The organism is Mesorhizobium sp. AA22 (assembly GCF_001672375.2).
Lineage (GTDB): Bacteria > Pseudomonadota > Alphaproteobacteria > Rhizobiales > Rhizobiaceae > Mesorhizobium > Mesorhizobium wenxiniae.
Genome location: NZ_CP048406.1, coordinates 2,569,015 through 2,588,803 on the forward strand (window position 1 = coordinate 2,569,015; position 19,789 = coordinate 2,588,803).

General features: G+C 60.3%; 17 protein-coding genes. 8 read left to right on the forward strand and 9 right to left on the reverse strand.

All coding sequences use genetic code 11. From position 1 onward, the window contains the following. Window positions 1-280 precede the first annotated feature (280 nt). The 7 genes from A9K68_RS31305 to A9K68_RS12605 form a co-directional block, all read right to left on the reverse strand. Complete coding sequence (locus tag A9K68_RS31305; RefSeq protein WP_203546901.1) at window positions 281-706, reverse strand: hypothetical protein; 426 nt, start codon at window positions 704-706, stop codon at window positions 281-283. A 339-nt stretch (window positions 707-1,045) separates the two neighbouring features. Beyond that, window positions 1,046-1,306: a hypothetical protein gene (locus A9K68_RS12580; RefSeq protein WP_141246621.1), complete on the reverse strand. Its 261-nt coding sequence runs from the start codon at window positions 1,304-1,306 to the stop codon at window positions 1,046-1,048. Window positions 1,307-1,346: 40 nt separating this feature from the next. Next, window positions 1,347-2,495: an MFS transporter gene (locus tag A9K68_RS12585; protein ID WP_163603016.1), complete on the reverse strand. Its 1,149-nt coding sequence runs from the start codon at window positions 2,493-2,495 to the stop codon at window positions 1,347-1,349. A gap of 159 nt (window positions 2,496-2,654) precedes the next feature. Beyond that, window positions 2,655-3,737 (reverse strand): Gfo/Idh/MocA family oxidoreductase, encoded by a 1,083-nt coding sequence (locus A9K68_RS12590; RefSeq protein ID WP_082982622.1) that lies wholly within the window; start codon window positions 3,735-3,737, stop codon window positions 2,655-2,657. A 75-nt stretch (window positions 3,738-3,812) separates the two neighbouring features. Further along, window positions 3,813-5,321 carry a GMC family oxidoreductase gene (locus tag A9K68_RS12595; protein ID WP_065010841.1) on the reverse strand — a complete coding sequence of 503 codons (1,509 nt, stop codon included), beginning with the start codon at window positions 5,319-5,321 and terminating at the stop codon, window positions 3,813-3,815. A 34-nt stretch (window positions 5,322-5,355) separates the two neighbouring features. Beyond that, on the reverse strand, window positions 5,356-6,666 hold the full coding sequence (gene hisD, locus A9K68_RS12600) for a histidinol dehydrogenase (protein WP_065010842.1): 1,311 nt from the start codon (window positions 6,664-6,666) through the stop codon (window positions 5,356-5,358). A gap of 90 nt (window positions 6,667-6,756) precedes the next feature. Next, window positions 6,757-8,559 carry a thiamine pyrophosphate-binding protein gene (locus A9K68_RS12605; RefSeq protein ID WP_065010945.1) on the reverse strand — a complete coding sequence of 601 codons (1,803 nt, stop codon included), beginning with the start codon at window positions 8,557-8,559 and terminating at the stop codon, window positions 6,757-6,759. A gap of 171 nt (window positions 8,560-8,730) precedes the next feature. On the opposite strand from A9K68_RS12605, the gene A9K68_RS12610 reads away from it, so the two are divergent. The 8 genes from A9K68_RS12610 to A9K68_RS12645 all read left to right on the forward strand — a co-directional run bounded on the left by A9K68_RS12610 (window position 8,731) and on the right by A9K68_RS12645 (window position 18,026). After that, window positions 8,731-9,555, forward strand: a complete 825-nt coding sequence (locus tag A9K68_RS12610) for a helix-turn-helix transcriptional regulator (protein ID WP_065010843.1) — start codon at window positions 8,731-8,733, stop codon at window positions 9,553-9,555. Window positions 9,556-9,817: 262 nt separating this feature from the next. Continuing rightward, window positions 9,818-10,081, forward strand: a complete 264-nt coding sequence (locus tag A9K68_RS12615; protein WP_065010844.1) for a hypothetical protein — start codon at window positions 9,818-9,820, stop codon at window positions 10,079-10,081. 835 nt (window positions 10,082-10,916) lie between these two features. After that, complete coding sequence (locus tag A9K68_RS12620; protein WP_082982624.1) at window positions 10,917-11,867, forward strand: sugar ABC transporter permease; 951 nt, start codon at window positions 10,917-10,919, stop codon at window positions 11,865-11,867. Beyond that, complete coding sequence (locus A9K68_RS12625; RefSeq protein WP_082982625.1) at window positions 11,857-12,759, forward strand: carbohydrate ABC transporter permease; 903 nt, start codon at window positions 11,857-11,859, stop codon at window positions 12,757-12,759. Before A9K68_RS12620 ends, A9K68_RS12625 begins: the two co-directional genes overlap by 11 nt. 4 nt (window positions 12,760-12,763) lie before the next feature. After that, window positions 12,764-13,873, forward strand: coding sequence for a sn-glycerol-3-phosphate ABC transporter ATP-binding protein UgpC (gene ugpC, locus A9K68_RS12630; protein ID WP_065010847.1), 1,110 nt, complete (start codon window positions 12,764-12,766; stop codon window positions 13,871-13,873). Window positions 13,874-14,080: 207 nt separating this feature from the next. Next, complete coding sequence (locus A9K68_RS12635; protein ID WP_082982626.1) at window positions 14,081-14,920, forward strand: sugar phosphate isomerase/epimerase; 840 nt, start codon at window positions 14,081-14,083, stop codon at window positions 14,918-14,920. 214 nt (window positions 14,921-15,134) lie between these two features. Continuing rightward, complete coding sequence (locus tag A9K68_RS12640) at window positions 15,135-16,409, forward strand: ABC transporter substrate-binding protein (RefSeq protein WP_082982627.1); 1,275 nt, start codon at window positions 15,135-15,137, stop codon at window positions 16,407-16,409. Window positions 16,410-16,562: 153 nt separating this feature from the next. Then, window positions 16,563-18,026: an aldehyde dehydrogenase family protein gene (locus tag A9K68_RS12645; RefSeq protein WP_065010849.1), complete on the forward strand. Its 1,464-nt coding sequence runs from the start codon at window positions 16,563-16,565 to the stop codon at window positions 18,024-18,026. A 21-nt stretch (window positions 18,027-18,047) separates the two neighbouring features. Here the strand turns inward: A9K68_RS12645 and A9K68_RS12650 are convergent, their stop codons facing one another. Both A9K68_RS12650 and A9K68_RS12655 read right to left on the reverse strand, forming a co-directional pair. Continuing rightward, window positions 18,048-18,533: a VOC family protein gene (locus A9K68_RS12650; RefSeq protein ID WP_065010850.1), complete on the reverse strand. Its 486-nt coding sequence runs from the start codon at window positions 18,531-18,533 to the stop codon at window positions 18,048-18,050. Between the two features lie 46 nt (window positions 18,534-18,579). After that, a complete protein-coding gene (locus A9K68_RS12655) occupies window positions 18,580-19,746 on the reverse strand; it encodes a Gfo/Idh/MocA family oxidoreductase (protein ID WP_065010851.1) in 1,167 nt (388 codons plus the stop codon). Window positions 19,747-19,789 lie beyond the last annotated feature (43 nt).

Sequence of the window (19,789 nt, forward strand, 5' to 3'; positions counted from 1 at the left end):
TTTTCGTTTCGCAAATTTGTGCCTGAGTGCCTGAGATCCCCGTGTTGTGGAAATGGCGCCCCTGTGAAATATCGGATGACGAGTTCGAACCATACACTGCTTCAAACACAAACATAGTTCTGCTTTTGCGGGCTGCGATCTTAAAAGCTGCCGGTCCCAAGCCATTCCGATGCTGTGACGTCTACAGCGGCACGGTTTGAACTTGCGACCCCTTTGCCGTGCAAGTTAGCCGGTCGATCGCTATCGATTGGTCCCGGTCAGGCATCGAAGAAGTCCTGTCCTAGCTAGGCTTCGGTGAGACAATCTCGACGAGAAAGATAAGGATCTTGAAAGGCCTATTCTGTCCCACTTTCGAAATTGAGCGTTGAAAAAGTTCAATTTTTGCTCCCCGGCTAGGGGCACCGTCCTGTTTTTCAGGCGCTGATTTTATTCGGTTTTTCGGCGGTTTTGTCCCACTTTCTTCAACCACCTCGGCCGGTGGGACAATTCCGTTCTTTTTTCGTTTTGAAATGAGCTTGTGCGCTGCGCTCCTCGAAAGCTGTTTGCGGTTCGCCTGGCGGGTGTAGAGTGTGGTCTGAGACTTGGTGACCCAACCGCAAATCGCCATCAGCTCTTCGTCTGTGGCGCCGTTCTCAGCGGCTGTCACCGCACCGGCCTTCCGCAGTCCATGAAAGCTGCATTCGGGCAAACCGGCCTGTCGCACCACTCACGCATCTTGTTCCCAAGGCTGTTAACGTGAAGGGCGTGCCCCACTCCGAAACCAGATAAGTCATGTCGCCGGTGGGGCTATGCTCGATCACCTCTGCGAGCGGTGCCAAGATCGGAAGCTCGACGACAACGCCGGTCTTCTTTTCGGTCTTCTTTGGCCGAATGCTCAGCCATCCATCCTTGACATGCTGCCGGCCGACGATGGCGAGGTCCGACAGACGCAAACCCATGTACATCGCGAGATGCAGGGCGAGGCGTCCCTTGCTGCCGATCGGGTGCCGCTCCTCGAATATCCCGATTTCGTCTTGGGTCCATGTGTGGAAGCCGTCGCCGGAGTTCAGCCGCCTGATCCGCAGCGCCGGATGACCTTGGCGACTTCGTTTTCGACGGCCCAGCCATACATCGCCGAAATCACCTTGACGAAGTCGTTCTGCGCGCCCGGCGTCGACCGCAGCTCGTCGCGGATCTCAAGGACGTGTCTGCGGTCCATCAGTGCAAACGGCAGCGATCCGCGCTTCTTGCCCCTGTGCTTGCTGTCGCAGATTTCATCGAGGATGCGTGAGCGGCGCGCCAGCAGATCCGGATCCAGCTTCGGCACAAGCCTGTTCGGCGGTTCCGGCACAGTGATCGGGGCTATTTCACCTTCTTGAAGGTAGCGCGTGTTCCGGCTCTTTGGACTTTTGTGGCCGCGTAGCGCCAGCACCCAGCACAATAAGGACGAGGGCGATGAAAACCACCCAGAGACTGGCGCGCAGCGAGGTCGCCTGAGCCAGCATGCCGATGAAAGCCGGACCGACAAGCAGACCGGCATAGCCGAGCGTCGCGACAAGCGACATTGCCGAGCCTGCAGCCTGGCCGCCGATCCGGCCCGCAGCAGCGAATAGCGCCGGCACCACATTCGCGATGCCGAAGCCGCACAGCACCAGCGCCAAGAAAATCGCCGGAACCGTTGAGATGCCGAGGATCATGATCAGCGCGACGGCGCTAGCTGCAGCTCCGAACTGCAGCATGCGCACTGGCCCGAGGGCGTTAGCCATCGCATCGCCGCCCACCCGGCCTGCTGCCATCATGCCGGCGAAAACCGCGAAGCCGAAAGCGCCTGTGCTCACCGTGGCCCCTGCGGTGCTCACGAGATAGACGGCTGACCAGTCCATTAGCGCCCCTTCCGAAAACAGCGCGAGAAAGGCGAGGGCGCCGACGAGCAGCAGTCGTCTGCGCTGCTCCGGATCGAGCCTCGTTGCGCCATTGTTCTGCTCACCGGGCTGTGGCGCATGCGGTTCGCTTAGCCACCAGCCAGCAACGCCGAAGAGGATCACGCCTACCCCCGTGGCGGCGAGGCAAGTCTGGACGTTGCCGCCCGAATAGAGGATTTGTCCGCAGACGCCGGCGCCGACGAGGTTGCCGACGCTGAACAGGGCATGGAATGACGACATGATATGCCTCCCGGTCCGCCTCTCGAGAAAGGCGGCTTCCGTATTCATGGCTACGTCAAGCGTGCCGAACAGAGCTCCGGCGAAAGTAACGACCAGCGACAGGGTGATCACGCTCGGCGCTTGTGGTGCGGCGATGAGGGCCAGCCCGAAGCCAGTGCAGGCCACAAGACAAAGTACCCGTGTGCCAAAGCGCGGCACCAGTCGGCCGACATTGATCATGGTCAGGATCGCGCCAACCGCAAAACACAGCAGCACAAGGCCAAGCATACCCTTGTCGATCTGTTGTTGCGTACTGATTGACGGCAGGCTCGCCGCCCAAGCGCCTATCCCGGTGCCACCGGCAAGAAAAAACATGAAAGACGCCATGCGGGACGGCGCGTGCAATTCGGCAGAGGTCATTAAAATCCTGTTTGCGGGGCTCTGGGCTAGGAAGGCGATAAGATCGGCGCGCGGACTACGCTAGCTTGGTGAAGACTAAGTCGCCTCATGACCGCACCCGAAGAGCGGATGGGGCTATTCATAGCGCTTAATGGGAACAACCTTGCCCGTTGCTGCGGCCTTTGCCACGGCTTGCGCGCCAGCCAGCGAGGCCAGCCCATCGCGACCGGTGGCGCGGGGGTTGCCTTTTCCCGCGACCGCTACCAGGAACTGTTCGACCGTATCGGCATAGATGTCGTTTGCGCGCAGCGGGATCAGTTCGTTGCGGCCGTTTATGCGTCGGGTCAGCGTGCCCGTTGTGCGCTGCGCAAGCGTGCCGGTCGCGGTCAGCGAGCCCTCAGAACCAAGCGCCACGACCTGGCTTTCCACCTCGGGCGTGACGAAGCTCTCATGCACCTGCACAAATGCGCCACCACTCATTGTCAGCGCGTACATCGTATGGTCGTGGATGATATCCGAGCCCAGCGCTACACCGGCGCCCAAGGCGATCGCTGTCTGCGGTGTCTGATCCAACAGAAAGCTCGCCAGGTCGATGTCGTGTACACTGAGGTCGAGATAAATTCCGCCTTCCGACGCATCCTTGATCCGCCACGACTGCAGTACTGGTCGCAAAAAGCCGGCGTGGACAATCATCAGCGAGTGTACCGTGCCGATCTCGCCGGCGGCGATCATCCGCTGCATTGTCTGGTGAAACGGCGACGAGCGCAGATGATGGTTGACGGCGAGAACCACGCCGGCCTCTTCGCATGCGCGCACCATCTTCCAGGCATCTGCCGACCGGGTCGCCAAAGGCTTGTCGCAAAGCACGTGCTTGCCCGCAGCGGCCGCCGCCACAACTTGATGGTGGTGGTGCGTGTTGGTCGAACTCACATAGACCGCGCCGATCCGTTCGTCTGCAAGCAGTGCATCTAGGTTGGAGCAGGAACTGGGGATATCAAGATCGCGCGCGAACGCGGTTGCGTGGTCAGCGTTGTGGCTTATCACGCTGAGCGGCCGGCCGCCGGTGCGTCGGATCGCATCGACCATGTATTCGCGAGCGATCGTGCTGGCGCCGATCAGGCCCCAGCCGAGACCGGCAGGAACTTCGGGAGCTTGTCGGCGCACGACGGCGTCGGCCAGCGTCGCCGGTCGGACGTTCTTTACATTGCGACCTGCCATGGCATCAATCTAGCCCGCAGGCACCTAGCACGGCCACTTTCACATTCTTGGGCATCCGGGTTCCTGTCAGTTAAGTCAATGAGTAAGGTCAGCGCGCAACTTCGATGCCGCGCGCAGTGTCACGGCGGCGATCGTAAGCGACGGATTCACCGCTGCCGAGGTTGGCAGCACGCTTGCGTCCATAATGTAGAGGTTCTCGACGTCATGCGATCGGCAATACGTATCGACGACCGAGGTCGCGCCATCAGTGCCCATCTTGGCTGTGCCGCACTGATGTGATGGCGTACGACGATCGAAAGCGCGCGACAGCACGATCGGAAAGCCGGCCGCCTTGAAAACGCCGCGCGCGCGCTCGACAAGCGTCTTGTGGCAGAGCATGTTCGAGCGCCGCCAGTCTAGGATGATCGACGAACCGTCCACCATCACCCGACTTTCGGGGCTTGGCAGGTCCTCGCTCATAACGTACCAGTCGAAGGAATAGCGGGCGATCAGCCCAGTGACGAATTCCGGGACGCTCGGCATATTGGCCTTGAAAATCGGTCCCGATATTTTTCCGAGCAGTTGCACATTGCCGAGCGGAAAGCTGGTCTTGGAATCGTGCAGATAGAAGTCGTTGAAGCCGAAGGTTTTGGAATGGACCGCAGTGTTGCGCAGGCGAGGATCGAGCGTGATCATCGCGGTGCAGTTGTGATTCATAAAGTTACGGCCGACTTGGTCGGAGCCGTTGGCGAGACCATTCGGATGCCGCCCGTTCGCCGAGCGTAGCAGGAGCGCTGCGGAATTGACCGCGCCTGCCGCCAGGATGAAACGCTTCGCGCGCACCACCACGTCCTGCCCCTTGTGACGGATCATTGCTTGCGTGATCGTCTTGCCCGAGGCATCCGTGTCGAGGCGCAGCACCTCCGCGCCGGTCAAGAGCTCGACATTGCCATGCGCGAGTGCTGCTGCGAGCGGACCAGTCTCCGCGTCGATCTTCCCGGTAAAGGTGTCCGGAAAGGCATCCCAAGGGGTCGGTGCGCGCTTCAGCCACGCGCCATGATCGATTGCGACCGGCAGCGAACTGGTGTGGATGCCGACCTTCTTCAGCCGCTGCCGGGCCTTGCCGATCGAGGGCTCGTCCGGAATGGCCTGAAAATCGTAGCCCGTTGAATGCGGCGGCTCCGTCGGGTCCTCGCCGATTTGACCACGCACACGGAACAGGCGCTCTGCCTTGCCGTACCATGGTTCGATCTCGTGGTAGTCAAAAGGCCAACCGGGCGTGCTACCTTCCATGTGCCGCTGCGGGACGAAATCCTCGGCGCGATAGCGAAACATGATGGCGCCGTAGAATTTCGAGTTACCGCCGACATTGTAGAAATTGCCGGGGCTGAACGGCGTCCGTGTGCCGTCGAGCCAGGATTCCTTGGTGCGGAAATGTCCGCGTTGGAATATCGCGCGCTCGTCTCGCGTCTCGGGCGTGTCCTGCAGCTGCTCGCCGCGTTCGAGGACGAGGATCTTGGCGCCAGTATCGGCAAGCACGGACGCAGCCGTCGCGCCGCCGATGCCTGAACCAATGATGACGATGTCGGCGGAAAGCTCTGTCACTGCACTTGCCCCGTGGTTCCTGCCCACAAGTCGGTCACGCCGCCTCGACCGCCTGCCCGTAGCCAACATTCTTGCGCGCGAAGCGGCGCACGCGGACATTGGCCTGCTCGGCATGGCCGGCAAAGCCTTCCATGATGCAAAGCCTTGAGCAGCGCTCGCCAATCATCGCCGACGCCTCGTCAGTCAGGATCTTCTGATACGTGCAGGTCTTGAGGAACTTGCCGACCCAGAGGCCGCCGGTGTAGCGCGCCGCGGTCTTGGTCGGCAGAGTGTGGTTGGTCCCAATCACCTTGTCACCGTAAGCCACGGTCGTGCGATGGCCGAGGAACAGCGCGCCGTAATTGGTCATGTTGGCGAGAAAATAGTCAGGATCGGCGGTCATCACCTGGACATGCTCGGAAGCGATGCGGTCGGCCTCCTCGACCATCTCGTCCAACGTGTCGCAGACAATCACCTCGCCGCAATCTTCCCAAGCCTTGCCGGCTATGGCTGCGGTCGGCAGAATAACCAGCAGCCGCTCTATCTCGCGCATCGTGTCGCGTGCGAGCTTTTCGGAATTGGTCAGAAGCACTGCCGGTGAATTCACGCCGTGCTCGGCCTGCCCGAGCAGGTCGGTGGCGCACAGCTCGCCGTCGGCCGTGTCGTCGGCGATCACCAGTGTCTCGGTCGGTCCGGCGAAGAGATCGATGCCGACCTGGCCAAACAGCAGTCGCTTGGCCTCCGCGACAAAGGCGTTGCCCGGTCCGGCCAGCATGTCGACGGGCTTTATCGTCTCGGTGCCATAGGCCATCGCTGCGATCGCCTGGACACCGCCCATGCAGTAGATCTCGTCGGCGCCAGCAAGATGCTGGGCGGCGACGATCAGCGGCGCCGGGCGACCCTTGAAGGGCGGCGCACAGGTGATGACGCGGTCGCAACCGGCGACTTTCGCCGTCAAAACCGACATGTGCGCGGAGGCCAGCAGCGGGTATTGCCCACCAGGCACGTAACACCCGACATTTTCGATCGGGATGTGTCGATGCCCGAGGATCACCCCGGGCAGCGTTTCGAGCTCGATGTCGAGCAAGGAATCGCGCTGCGCCTGCGCGAAGTTGCGCACCTGGTCCTGCGCGAAGCCGATGTCGTCACGCTCCTGGATCGTAAGGCTGTCGACACACGCTCGGATCTCGACGTCGGTCAGCCGGTAAGATGGCCTGTCGAGCCCATCGAATTTCGACGACAGTTCCCGCACCGCCGCATCGCCGCGTACCGCGACATCCGCCAGTAGCGCCTCCACGGTCGCGGTCAGCGTCGCGTCCTGCGCAAATCCCGTAGCAGCCTTGGACGATTTCAGCCGTCTGATCATGTCTGGACCTTTTGGCGAGGCGTTTCATCGCCCCTCATTCGAGGGAGAGGCCGAGGCAGCGCGTTTGGAAGGCAACCGCCTTTTGCGGAATCACATATGCTGTTCGAGTTCGCGGCCGGCGGCGTATTCCGCCTGCTCCTTCTCGTAGTAGGCGGGCGACGGGAAATCCCACCAACCGGTGACAAACGGCCCGGCCGCATCGCGTGAGGTCGTGACCTCGACCAGCGCCGGCGCGTTAGAATCGAGTGCAGCATTCAGCGTCTTTTCCAGATCGGCCGAGTCATCGACCTTCCAGGCTTCCATGCCGAAGTTCTTGGCCACTTCGGCGATGTTGGCGGTGTAGGGTTCGCCGTTGCCCTTGTGGTGGTTGAACTCGCTGCCGACATGGCGACCCATGAACTTGCGCTGGCCGCCGCGGATCGACATGTAGCCGCGGTTGTTCTGGACCAGGAATACGGCTGGGATGTCGTTCATGACGGCCGTGCCCATTTCCGGCAGTGACATCATGAAATCGCCGTCGCCGACCACTGCAACGACCTGGCGGTCGGGCTGCGCCAGCTTTGCGCCGAGTGCCGCCGGGACTGCCCATCCCATCGGGGAGAACGAGCCTGAGGTAAGATGCGTTCGCGGTTCATAGACCGGAAACGTCTGCTTGACGGCCCCCTGCGTGTTGCCCGACCCGGCAAGGATGATCCCCGAGCGGTGCATCACCTTGCGCAGCGCGCCGAGCGGCCGCTGCGAGGTGAAGGGGCTCTCGTGGGAGTCGCGGCGCGGTGCCAGCATCTCTTCCCATTCTGCCTTGGCCTTGCGGATATCGGCATGGAAGCGGTCGCGCCGACCGAGCACACGGCTCGACTGCTGGTCTGAAATAAGCGCCAGCAGCGCCTCAAGCGTGGCCCGAGCGTCGGCGACGATGCCCACTTCGGTCGGGTAATTCTTGCCGATCTCATGATGGTCGAGATCGATATGGATAAGCTTACCGGGCGGGATAGAGAAGGACGCGCCCTTGCGATAGCTCGACGACGACCAGTCGGTGAAGCGGCAGCCGACCGACATGACGACGTCGGCGCTGGCGGTGATCTGATTGCCGCAGGCTGTGCCGGTCTGACCGACGGCGCCGATCGACAGCGGATGATCCTCGGGGAAGGCGCCCTTGCCATTCCAGGTCGAGGAGACGGCCGCCCCGACCTTCTCGGCCAGCGCAAGAAGCGCCTCCGAGGCATTGGAGCTGATTGCGCCACCGCCCGCGATAATGACCGGCCGCTCTGCCGATAGCAGCAACGCTGCCGCCCTCTCGACAGCAACGGGATCGGGATAGGCCACGCCGACCGCCATGCGCGAAGCGAGCGGATGGATGGTGACGTCGGCCGCTTCGGTCTGAAGGTCCATTGGCACTTCTACATGCACCGGTCCGGGACGGCCCGACAGCATTGTGTTGAAGGCACGATGCATGATGAAGGGCAGTTCGTCGACGCGGCCCGCCTTGTACACGCGCTTTGTCACCTGCTCAGTGATGCGCGGAAACGCGTTCTCCTGCTGGCGCTCCAACTCCTGCATGACGCCGTGGCCTTTCATGTGCGTCGCCGGACCGCCCGAAACGTAGAAGGCCGGAATGGAGTCGGTGTAGCAGGTCGCTAAGCCGATGATGGTGTTGGTCGCGCCTGGGCCGATCGAGGTCGAGCACGCCATCGGCTTGCCCGAAGCGCGGAAATAGCCGTCGGCCATGTGGACGGCGCTCTGCTCGTGCATGACCTGGATGAACGGGATCTGCGAGCCGGACTCGAGAAACGCGTCGAACAATGACCAGATGCCGTGGCCGGGGACGCCGGCGACATATTCGACGCCATACTCCTTCAGCGCTCGTGCTACGATTTGTCCGCCCGTCAAATTCATCGGTTCTACCTCGTTTTTCGCGTGGCCGGCGGGTCGATGGCTCGGCACCCGGCAGCAGGATCGAGGCAGAGTTTCAGGAAATTGTCGTTGGCGCACAATTTCGCAGAGACTTGAATATTGACGCGACATGACGCAACATATGCGACATGTGACTTAAAGCGGGCGAGGTCGATGGAACACGACGAAAACCAGGTGGCCCACTTCTCGGCCAACCTGCGCCTGCTCTGCGAGCGTCACGGCTCGATCTCCGCCGTCTGCCGGAAGATCAATCTGAATCGTCAGCAATTCAACAAATATCTTTCCGGGCTGCACATGCCCTCGCCGCAGAACCTGCGGTTGATCGCCAATTACTTCGGTCTCAGCGTGCCGATCCTGTTTTCGCAGCCGGACGAGTTCCGCACCCTTGTGGAGGGCAATTTTTTCCACGCGATGGAAAATGTGCGCCGTTCGCCCGAGCTCAACAAGTTCGTCGAGGCGATGATCGTCGAATCGAGCGGCGACCAGAAGGAGGTCCTTGGCGTCTGGGACCGCTACCAGTACTCGTCGATCTACAAGGGGTTCGTCCTGCGCTCGGCGTTCTGCATCTACAAGAACAACCAGTTCCTGCAGCACTACTATATTGAGCGGTTTCCGAGCTACGACGATCCGACGAAGACGGAATATGTCTTCAAATATTACGGCTTCGTCTTTCCGGTCGCCGGCCGACTTTTCACCGCCGACTTCGAAGGCATTCAGCGTAACGAGCTGACCTTCGGCGTCTATGCGCCGGTCAAGCGCAGCTCATCGAAATTCATGTTCGGCATTGCCACAGGCATCGCGGCCACCATGTTCCGCCAGCCTTACTCGACCAAAGTGGCGCTGCACTACCGGGGACCTGGGTTGCTCAAGCGCGAGCACCTCGACGCACTGACCGTGCTCGACCGTGGCGACCCGTCAATCCCGCGCGAGGCGTTGCAATTCCTCGGCGACGGCTCCGAAATGATCCAGCTCGGCTGACGCAATCAGACGCGGCCAAAGCGTCAAGCACGCTCGCCAATCTGTTTGCCACGATATTGCGGGAGGTGCGCAGCCGTATCGGTTGGCGCGGTCCGGCTGAGCGCAACTTGGCCATGATGCCGTTTCCAAAGTGGCGCACCTGAAGCGGTACTTCGCGCAGCGTGCGCAACATCGGTTCAGGAAACCCTGTTGTGCGAAATTGAAAAAAGTTGGCGGAACCGATTAGATCGAGCCAATATACATCGGCGACAAGGAATGAAAAATGCAACTTAACGCACGCGAAGGCCCGTTGGAGGTGCCCAAGATTGGCATGCGTTTGCTACTAGACCGCGCATCCCAGCGGCTGCGATATCTTGTGAGGGTTCATGAAATTGCGCGCCGCTTGGTCGACAAGCACGGCCCGAACCGTGCCCTGGCCCTTACGACGTCAGCCGCTGCTCGAGCGTCGGGCAAGCGCGCGGCGATTCTCAAGGGAATTGCAGAATCCGCATACGATCTGAACCGGCTAGATATTTATTACCACTAGCTGGACCAGCGGATCCGAATTTGAGTCGACATCCTGTCGACATCCTAATGGCGGAGAACCGGGTGTTGATCGTGACAAGTTCAGTCAGCATGCCGATCGACAGATCACGAAAGTAGGGCAATCACCGTGGTTCCAAGGCCCTCATCAGCTCCAACTAGACTGAATGAGAACGGTACCGAATCTTGCTGATGCCTTTTCGGTGCAGCAGATGCAGCCTTTTCCTAAGCTAGGAAATATCACCAGCAGTCCGACCAGCATTCAACCGACTCTTGAGCCGCTGTTCAGAAAACAATTGCAAATTTGGCCAAGGTCGGTTAGATCGATCTAATTACGTAGGGAGGAAAGTACGGTGGACAGTTTGTAGCGCATCTCAAATGCCTATGTCGTTGAGTATGCTGGGAATGCCGACGCGCGGGACACGGCTGGCCACCTTCGACATTGGAAGGTCGGATGTCCCGTCGCCGAATACTCCGAAAGGAACAGGCCCAAACACCAAGAGGGAAGTGCTTTCTAATTCCATAACCGTCGTTCTTCCTCCCTGAAACGACGGCTTCGCCGGTGCGCGGAGATTAGACCCCCGCGCACCGGCATTCTCTTATCAGGGGGCATCGGAAGGCGAAAATCGTTCATTGCGTTCAGGCCGCACGGCAGAATCCCTTTTAGAGAAGCAGAAGCAAAGGAGTTGCCTCTCAAGCCTCGCGGATTCTGCTGCACTTCGAGAACCGTCGCGATGACAGCGTCCGCGACTGCTCGATTTCAGACGAGACCGGGCGGGAGTAAGCGGGGCACGTAATAGATCGATCCAAGGCCAAACAATGACAAATGGGAGGCCGTAATGGCAGGGATATTGACTGGACTGTATAGCGGCGCCGAGGTGGCGCGAACCGAAAGACTACCAAGCCGCTGGAGGCTCGGAGTGGCGCGGCTGATGTCGCTGATTGTGCTGTCGCCTTCTCTCCTCATCCTCAGCGTATTCGTCTACGGCTTTGCGATCTGGTCCTTCGTGATCTCGATGACGTCGTCGAAATTGGCGCCGAAGTACGACTTCGTTGGGTTAGATCAGTATTTCGCCCTGTGGTCGATGGATCGCTGGCATGTCGCCGTCAGCAATCTCGTGATCTTCGCCGGGCTGTTCATTTCGCTGTCCGTCGGGCTCGGCCTGCTGCTCGCTATCTTTCTAGACCAACGCATCCGCGCCGAAAATGTCATCCGCTCGATCTATCTTTATCCGATGGCGATCTCCTTCATCGTCACCGGAACCGCCTGGAAGTGGATTCTCAATCCGGGTCTGGGTATAGAGAAGCTGGTTCGTGATCTGGGGTGGACGAGCTTCTCGTTCGACTGGGTCGTTAACCCGAACATGTCGGTCTACACGCTGGTCATCGCCGCCGTCTGGCAGAGTTCCGGCTTCGCCATGGCGATCTTTCTCGCGGGCCTGCGCGGCGTCGATCAGGAGATCATCAAGGCGGCGCGCATCGACGGCGCCGGACCTTGGCTGATATACCGCGCAGTCGTCATTCCCATCCTGCGGCCAGTCTTTCTGACCGTGCTCGTGATCCTGACCTATCAAGCGGTTCGATCGTTCGACCTGGTCGTGTCGCTGACCGGCGGAGGCCCCGGTTTCTCGTCCGATCTGCCGGCGACATTCATGTATCAATTCGCCTTCAGCCGAAACCGCATGGCGCTCGCCGCGGCGAGCGCGATGATGATCTTCATGACCATCGCGGCGGTGATGGTCCCGTACATCTACTCGGAACTTCGTCGGGAGGCCCGCAATGAGCGCTGAAGCAATCTTGTCCCGACAGGCCCGGGCGCCCAGCTTTCGAGTATCACGCATACTCGGCCGGATGTTCATTTACGGCATCCTGATCCTGTTCGCGGCCTACTATCTGATGCCGCTGTTCGTGATGATCGTTACGTCGCTCAAGGACATGTCCGAGATTCGCGAAGGCAATCTGATATCGCTGCCTCGGACCCCGACGTTGGAGCCTTGGCGTGTCGCATGGACGGAGGCCTGTGTCGGTGTCGATTGTCCAGGCATCCGCGGATTCTATGCCAACACTTTCCTGATGGTGCTGCCTGCCGTGACCATCTCGACGCTGCTCGGCGCGCTGAACGGCTTTGCTCTGACCAAGTTTGCCTTTCCCGGACATCGCCTCGTCTTCGGCCTGATCATGTTCGGATGTTTCACACCCTATCAAGCGATACTAATTCCGATGGCGACAGTGCTCGGAAAGCTGGGGCTTTCAGGCAGCCTGTGGGGTCTGATCCTGATCCACGTCATATATGGGCTGCCGTTCACGACCCTTTTCTTTCGAAACTACTACGTCTCCATTCCGCAGGATCTGGTAAAAGCCGCGCGGGTGGATGGGGCCGGCTTCTTCAGGATCTTCTATCACATCCTGCTGCCCATCTCGGCGCCCATCGCCATCGTGTCGGTGATCTGGCAGTTCACCAATATCTGGAACGACTTCCTGTTCGGCGCATCCTTCACCTACGGACGCAACGCGCCGATCATGGTCGCTCTCAACAACATCGTGAACACCTCGACCGGTGAGCGTCCGTACAACGTCCAGATGGCGGCGGCGATCATGGCCGCGCTTCCCACCCTGGTCATCTACATCTTCGCCGGACGCTACTTCATCCGCGGCCTGGTCGCCGGTTCCGTGAAAGGTTAGTGCCATGTCTTCACTTGTTATCAAGGACATCTCGAAACGCTTCGGCGCTTACCAAGCGCTGGAGAGCGTGAGCATCGAGGCGGAATCTGGCGAGTTTCTCGTGCTCCTCGGACCCTCAGGATGTGGAAAATCGACCCTTCTGAATATGATCGCCGGGTTGGAAACCGTCACTGAGGGGCAGATCCGGATTGATGGCGAGGTGGTAAACGACCGCGATCCCAAAGACCGCGACATCGCGATGGTTTTCCAGTCCTACGCGCTTTATCCGAGCATGACGGTTCGGGAAAACATCTCCTTCGGCATGAGGGTCAGGAGGGTGCCGAAGCCGCAGCAGGCCGAGTCCGTGAACCGGGTCGCCAAGATGCTTCAGCTCGAAGCGTTGCTGGACCGGCGGCCGAGCCAGCTCTCTGGCGGGCAGCGCCAGCGAGTGGCCATGGGCCGTGCGCTGGTGCGCGATCCCAAGGTCTTCCTGTTCGACGAGCCGCTTTCCAATCTCGACGCGAAGCTGCGCGTCGAGATGCGAACCGAAATAAAGAAGCTTCACAAGAAACTAGGTGTGACGATCGTCTATGTGACGCACGATCAGATCGAAGCCATGACACTGGCGACGAAGGTCGTCGTTATGCGTCAGGCGCGGATCCAGCAGGTTGGATCGCCGCAGGAGATCTACGATCGACCGCAGAACCTGTACGTTGCGAGCTTCATTGGCTCACCACCAATGAACCTTATTCCCGGGACATTGCTCGAAAACGGCGGGCAGGTGGCAGTCGAAACCACTCGCGAAAATGGTGCCAAGCTGACAGTTCCGATGGGGCGGGCCACCCCGGCTACGGCGCAATACTTGGGCCGCAAGATCATCCTTGGCGCGAGGCCCGAAATCATTACGGAACCGGGTACTCATTACGATGGCGCAACCCCTTACAGATTCGAGGCCAGGATCGAGGTGATCGAGCCTACCGGCTCTGACAATCTGGCGATCATCAGTCTTGGCGGGATCGATGCCATAGCCCGGCTGCGGCCCGGCGCCGGTCTTGTCGGGAAGCCGATGTCATTCAGCATCGACACCAGCAAGGCGCTGCTGTTCGATCCGCAGACCGAACAGCGCATCGCCTGAGATGGCAATGCCAATAGCAGCATAACTTCGCTGTGATTGTCGTCGGCGGCGGTGCGACGGCGTTGCTGTTGGCGCCTTCCGATCTCCTGCCGTCAGTTCCCATCGCTGACGATCGCGGTCCGGCCCTGCGTGTAGCCCATGCCGACGATTTCGGTGCCCGAGGCTGAGGCGACGAGCATCCGTACAGGCCACCGAAAGGATCGATAAATGACTATAATCTCGTTCCAATTGTTCACGGCTAGGCGGTTTGGGCCCCTGGATCAAATCCTTCCGCGGCTCGCTGGCCATGGATACACGGCGGTTGAAGGGTATGATGACTGCTATGACGATCCCCAACGGCTCGCGATACTTTTGCGCGAAAATGGCCTCATCATGCCGACCGGACATTTCGGGCTCAACCATCTGAAGGATGTGCGATGGGTCGCGGATGTCTGTCGTGAAGTTGGCATCTCGACCGTTATCGGACCCAATATCGACACGGCCGAACGGCCCCGAACGACCCCCGAATGGAAAAACATGGCCCGCCGGATCGCTTCGACCGGCGAGGCGATTGTAGCCGAAGGCCTGTCGTTCGCTTGGCACAACAATGAATTCGAGTTCGCGCACGCGGCGGACGGCGGTCTGCCGATGCAGATCCTGCTCGAACAAGCGCCAGATATCGGGTGGCAGTTCGACGTTGCCTGGGCCATCAAGGGCAGCAGTGATCCGGCGTCCTGGATGAACCGCTTCGGGTCCCGCATCGTGTCTCTACACGTGAAGGACATTGCGGAGCCGAATGAAAATCCGGGCGAGGAGGGCTGGGCCGATGTCGGCCACGGTGTCCTTGATTGGACGGCGCTAATCTCAAGCGCATTGACGACAACCGCCGCCTCGACATTGGTGATAGAGCACGAGGCGGTCTCGGATCTCGACAGGTTTGCGGCAAGATCGTTGCAGTCCACACGTGACTGGCCGACGGCCAATTCGGCTAACACACACCTATTGTATCGATCTAATCAGCATGCTACCGTCCCCTCCGGAGTGTCGACAAGAGGACCCAATCGATGAGGCCGACGCTGGCGATTTTTGCGATTAGTGCGGGCAATTGCTGCGGGTTGGAATGTGCCGGATCGATGGAGGAACTCGGGCTCGGCTTTGTTTTGATCAACATTAGATCGATACAATCAAACTGCGAGAATGCGTGGCCGCATAAGCGGCTTCGGCGGCTGTCCGTCCAGGCCGCTCGACGACGTGGGGACGGTAACCCAATGGGAGACTGGCAATGACACCGAAAGTTATCAACAAAACGAAGATGCTTGGGTTGGCCGCTGCATCCGTATTTGCTCTGGCGTCGGTCGGCGTGGCGCTTGCCGACGGCAAGGTAGAAGTGATGCACTGGTGGACGTCGGGTGGTGAGGCGAATGCCTTGAACGTTCTGAAGGATGCCTTGAAGTCCGACGGGATCAGCTGGGAGGATTCCGCTGTCGCGGGTGGCTCCGGCACCAACGCGCTGCAGGTTCTGCAGGCCCGCGTTGCTTCCGGCAATCCCCCTGCTGCTATGCAGATGCACGGCGAACAGATCCGCAGCTATTCGGAAGAGGGCCTTCTTGGGGATCTCTCCGATATCGCCGCCGAGCAGAACTGGGACACCGTCATGGCGCCCGAGCTTCAGGCTTTCGCCAAGTACAATGGCGTCTATGTCGGCGTGCCCTTCAACGAGCACCGTCACAACTGGATGTGGGTCAGCAAGAAGATCATTGACCAATATGGTGGCAAGATCCCGGCGACATGGGACGAATGGTTCGTTCTGGCCGACAAAATGAAGGCGGATGGGGTTCAGCCTCTAGCCCATGGCGGTCAGCCTTGGCAGGAATTCATGCTGTGGGAGGACATTCTTGTCGCTACGGGTGGCGCTGAATTCCACAAGAAGGCGATCGCCGAACTCGATCCGGCTGCTCTGGAAAGCGAAACCATGGTGAAGGCATTCGATGCCTTCCGCAAGGTGCTGAGCTACGCCGACGCCAATGCAGCGAACCGCGATTGGAACCTTGCCACCTCGATGGTGATCGAGAACCAGGCGGCTTTCCAATTGATGGGCGACTGGGCGAAGGGCGAATTCACCGTAGCTGGCAAGAAGGCAAACGTTGACTACATCTGCGCTCCCGCGCCCGGCACGGAAGGCATCTATGTGTTCCTTGCGGATTTCTGGGGTTTCTTCCCGGTCAAAGACGAGGCTGCCAAGAAGGCGCAGATGGAGATGGCGCGATTGACCATGGATCCAGCGGTTCAAACCGAGTTCAACATCCGCAAAGGTTCGATCCCGGCTCGGACCGATATCGACCCGAAGGCGTTCGACGAATGCGGCCAGGCTGCCATCGCCGATCGCGCCGCGGCGTCCGAGAAGGGCAATGTGCTAGCGTCGCTGGCGCAGAACCACGCGCAGTCGCGGGAAGTGCGGGGCGTCTTTGAGGACGTGATCAGCTCTTTCGCCAACAATCCGTCGCTGACGGCGCAGGATGCCGTCGTGCAGCTGAAGTCCGGCCTCGCCGGTCTTTGATCGATACTGAGCTCAGAGGGGCGGGAGCAATCCCGCCCCTCTGTGGTTTCACTTCCACGATCCAGCCCGCGAGTAACTTCCGTGACAGATGCGATTCACCCACTTGGAATTACGCCATACCTCCGACCCGACCTGCCGAAGCGGCCGCACCGGATGAAAATGCTGATAGGCGGCAAATGGGCGGAAGCGTTGAACGGCGAGACATTCTCGCGACGCTCCCCCGGGAATGGACTGGAGGTCGGCATCTATCCCGAGGCTGGATCGGAGGATGTAGACCAGGCGGTTGCCGCAGCCCGCTCAGCCTTCGACACTGGACATTGGCCCTATATGCCAGCTGAACATCGGGCGCGCATCCTGACGCGAACCGCCGAACTGATCCGGCAGAATGCCGACCGGATCGCACTTTTGGAAGCGCTGGAGAGCGGCAAGGTCATCTCCCAGGCGCGCGCCGAAATGGACTGGTCGGCAAATCTCTGGGACTACTGCGCCGGCGTGGCGCGGACTTTGCACGGGGACAGCCACAACAACCTTGGGCCGAATCTGATCGCCAACGTCATGCGTGAGCCCATCGGAGTGGTGTCAATCATCACGCCGTGGAATTTTCCCTTGCTTATCATCTCGCAGAAGCTGCCCTTCGCCCTCGCTGCCGGCTGTACGGCAGTCGTCAAGCCGAGCGAATTCACACCGGCGACGACCCTCATCCTGGGCGAATTGCTGATAGAAGCAGGGCTGCCCGAGGGGGTCGTCAACATCGTCACCGGCCATGGCCGGCCGGCCGGCCACCGCATGCTCGACCACCCCGGCGTTGACATGATCTCTTTCACGGGATCGACCGCCGTCGGCAAGGTCGCCGTCCAGTCCTCCGCACAGCAGCTGAAGAAAGTATCACTCGAGCTCGGCGGCAAGAACGCGCAGATCGTTTTCGCTGACGCAAACCTCGAGGAGGCGGCGGACGCCATCATCGAAGGGGCGTTCAAGAACGCCGGAGAAAGCTGCAACTGTGGCGCGCGCCTGCTCGTCGAACGCAGTGTCCACGACGAACTCGTGCAGCGCGTCCTGAAGCGCGCCCGGTCCGTCAAGGTCGGCGATCCCCTTGATCCGGACTCACAGATCGGAGCGATCATCAGTCCGGCCCAATTGGACAAGATCGTCGGCTTCGTGTCGCGGGCGAGGGAAAGTGGCGCCGACGTGCTTCTCGGCGAGGGAAGGATCCCGTCGAGCGACGGTCTTTACATCTATCCATCGATCCTGACAGGCGTCGACCCGCAGACCGAGGTGGCCAACAGCGAGATTTTCGGGCCTGTTCTCTCCGTGATCCCTTTCGACACAGCCGCCGAAGCCGTCGCCATCGCCAACCAGACGGATTTTGGCCTTTCGGCCGCTGTCTGGACGTCAGACTACGAGCGCGCCGTCAGCATGACGCGTAGGCTGCAGGCCGGGACGATCTGGGTCAATACCTACTCCTCGGGGCCGGCCGAGCTACCGTTTGGCGGATACAAACAAAGCGGTATCGGGAGAGAGAACGGCCGCGCCGGCGTCGAGGAATTCACGGAACTAAAGACGGTTCAGTTCTACTTCGGTGGGCGCCAGGCCTGGTGGGTGCGTGGACAGCGCTGAAACAGATCCTCGCCGCCGACATCAGCCCGAGCGTGGGTCGGAGTCATCCAAAGCCGAGGTGGCCGTGGTCCGAGTACGACCATCCGGATAGACTGCCGGTCCCTTGATTTCGATCTTGTTGCCGAACGGGTCGAAAACGTAGAAGGAATGCCCCATTCCGCGGGCGCCACCATGAAACGCTTCGCGCTCGATCTGCACGCCATGATGCGCAAAGTGTCGGCGCACCGCCTCATGATCCAACGGTCCGGTCGCGACACAGACATGGTCAACATTGCGGCCGCCGACGACTGGCGGAATAGCATCCTGGGCGCCTGGATTGGTGGTGTCCAGCAGCACGATGAGCGAGGCGCCGCACCACAGTTGTTCCATGCCGAGTTCCGGATAGGCATAGCCGGGCTGGCAGCCGAGGACGCCCCTATAGAAAGCTAGCGCGGCAGTCATGTCGTCAACGAGCAAGACCACGTGATCCAGACCGACAAGCGAGAGGGGATTAGGACCTGATGACATCAGTTTCCTCCGTTGCAAGATGTGCGAAAGCCGGCTGATGCTGCGATCAATTCTGCACCCGTTCCCATTGGCGAGATGCATGAGATGCCATGCATGCATCGACCAGCGCGACGATGCGTTTGGCATCACCGAATGTCGGCCAAGCTGGCTGTCCGGACACGATCGAGGCGATCACCTTGCTAGCTTCGAGCATCTTGATCTCATTGTAGCCCAGTCCGAAATTCGGCAAAGGCAGGAAGCTTCGATAGTCAGAATGCTCCGGCCCTACATCGATGGCGCGGAATCCTTGCTGGCCCGGCATGTCGCTGAGTTTGAAGACGTTCAGCCGGGTGATCTGGTCATAGTCGTAAGTGATCGAGCCCTTGGTGCAGTAGATCTCATAGCGCTGGGTGAATCGCTTGCCGGTTGCGATCCTGCTGAAATCGACAGTGCCGATGCCTCCAGATTTGAACCGGCAGATGAGGAAGCCCGCATCTGGGTTGGTGACCTTCCGGGTTTTGCCGGTCACGGCAGCCGCAGCCTGTCCGCCATAGGTGGCCCCGGGAACATCGGGACGCTCCCCGAAAACGATCGGGCAGTGCGCAACCAGTTCATCGACCTCTCCGACCAGGTAATCGATGAAGCTGAACACATGCGATCCTGTATCTCCGACGATCCCCGTCCTGGCGAGTTCACCGTCCAGGCGCCAGATGAACGGAGCTCGCGGGTCGCCGTGGCTGTCGACGTGCTGTGTGCCGTGAAACATGGTGATGTCGCCGATCTCTCCCGACCGGATGATTTCTCTCGCCAGCTGGTGAGCCGGATTCATGGGAAAGCTGTGCCCGACGCGCGTGATGACTCCGGCCTTTTCGGCCAACGCTACCAGTTCGTCGGCCTCGGCGCCCGTGTCGGTGAACGGCTTTTCGCAATAGACGTGCTTGCCGTTCTGAAGCGCTGCCTTGGCAACCTCGAAATGCAGCGCGTCCGGCAGGCAAATGTCGATGAGATCGACATTCGGGTCAGTAACCGCCTCACGCCAGTCACGGCCGACACGCTCGACTCCGAGAAGCCGCGCCGCCTCGCGAACGCCGGCTTCGTTGTCGTCGACGAGCCATTTGATGACGACCTCGGCGCCGAGCGCTGGAAACTGCCGTGTCATTGCGGCATAGGCGTTGGAGTGCACCCGCCCCATCCAACCACACGCGCCAAGCACTGCCACTTTAATTGGCTTCATCAATTGTCTCCTGAAGTTTATCCGACGCGCAGCGCGAGGCGGG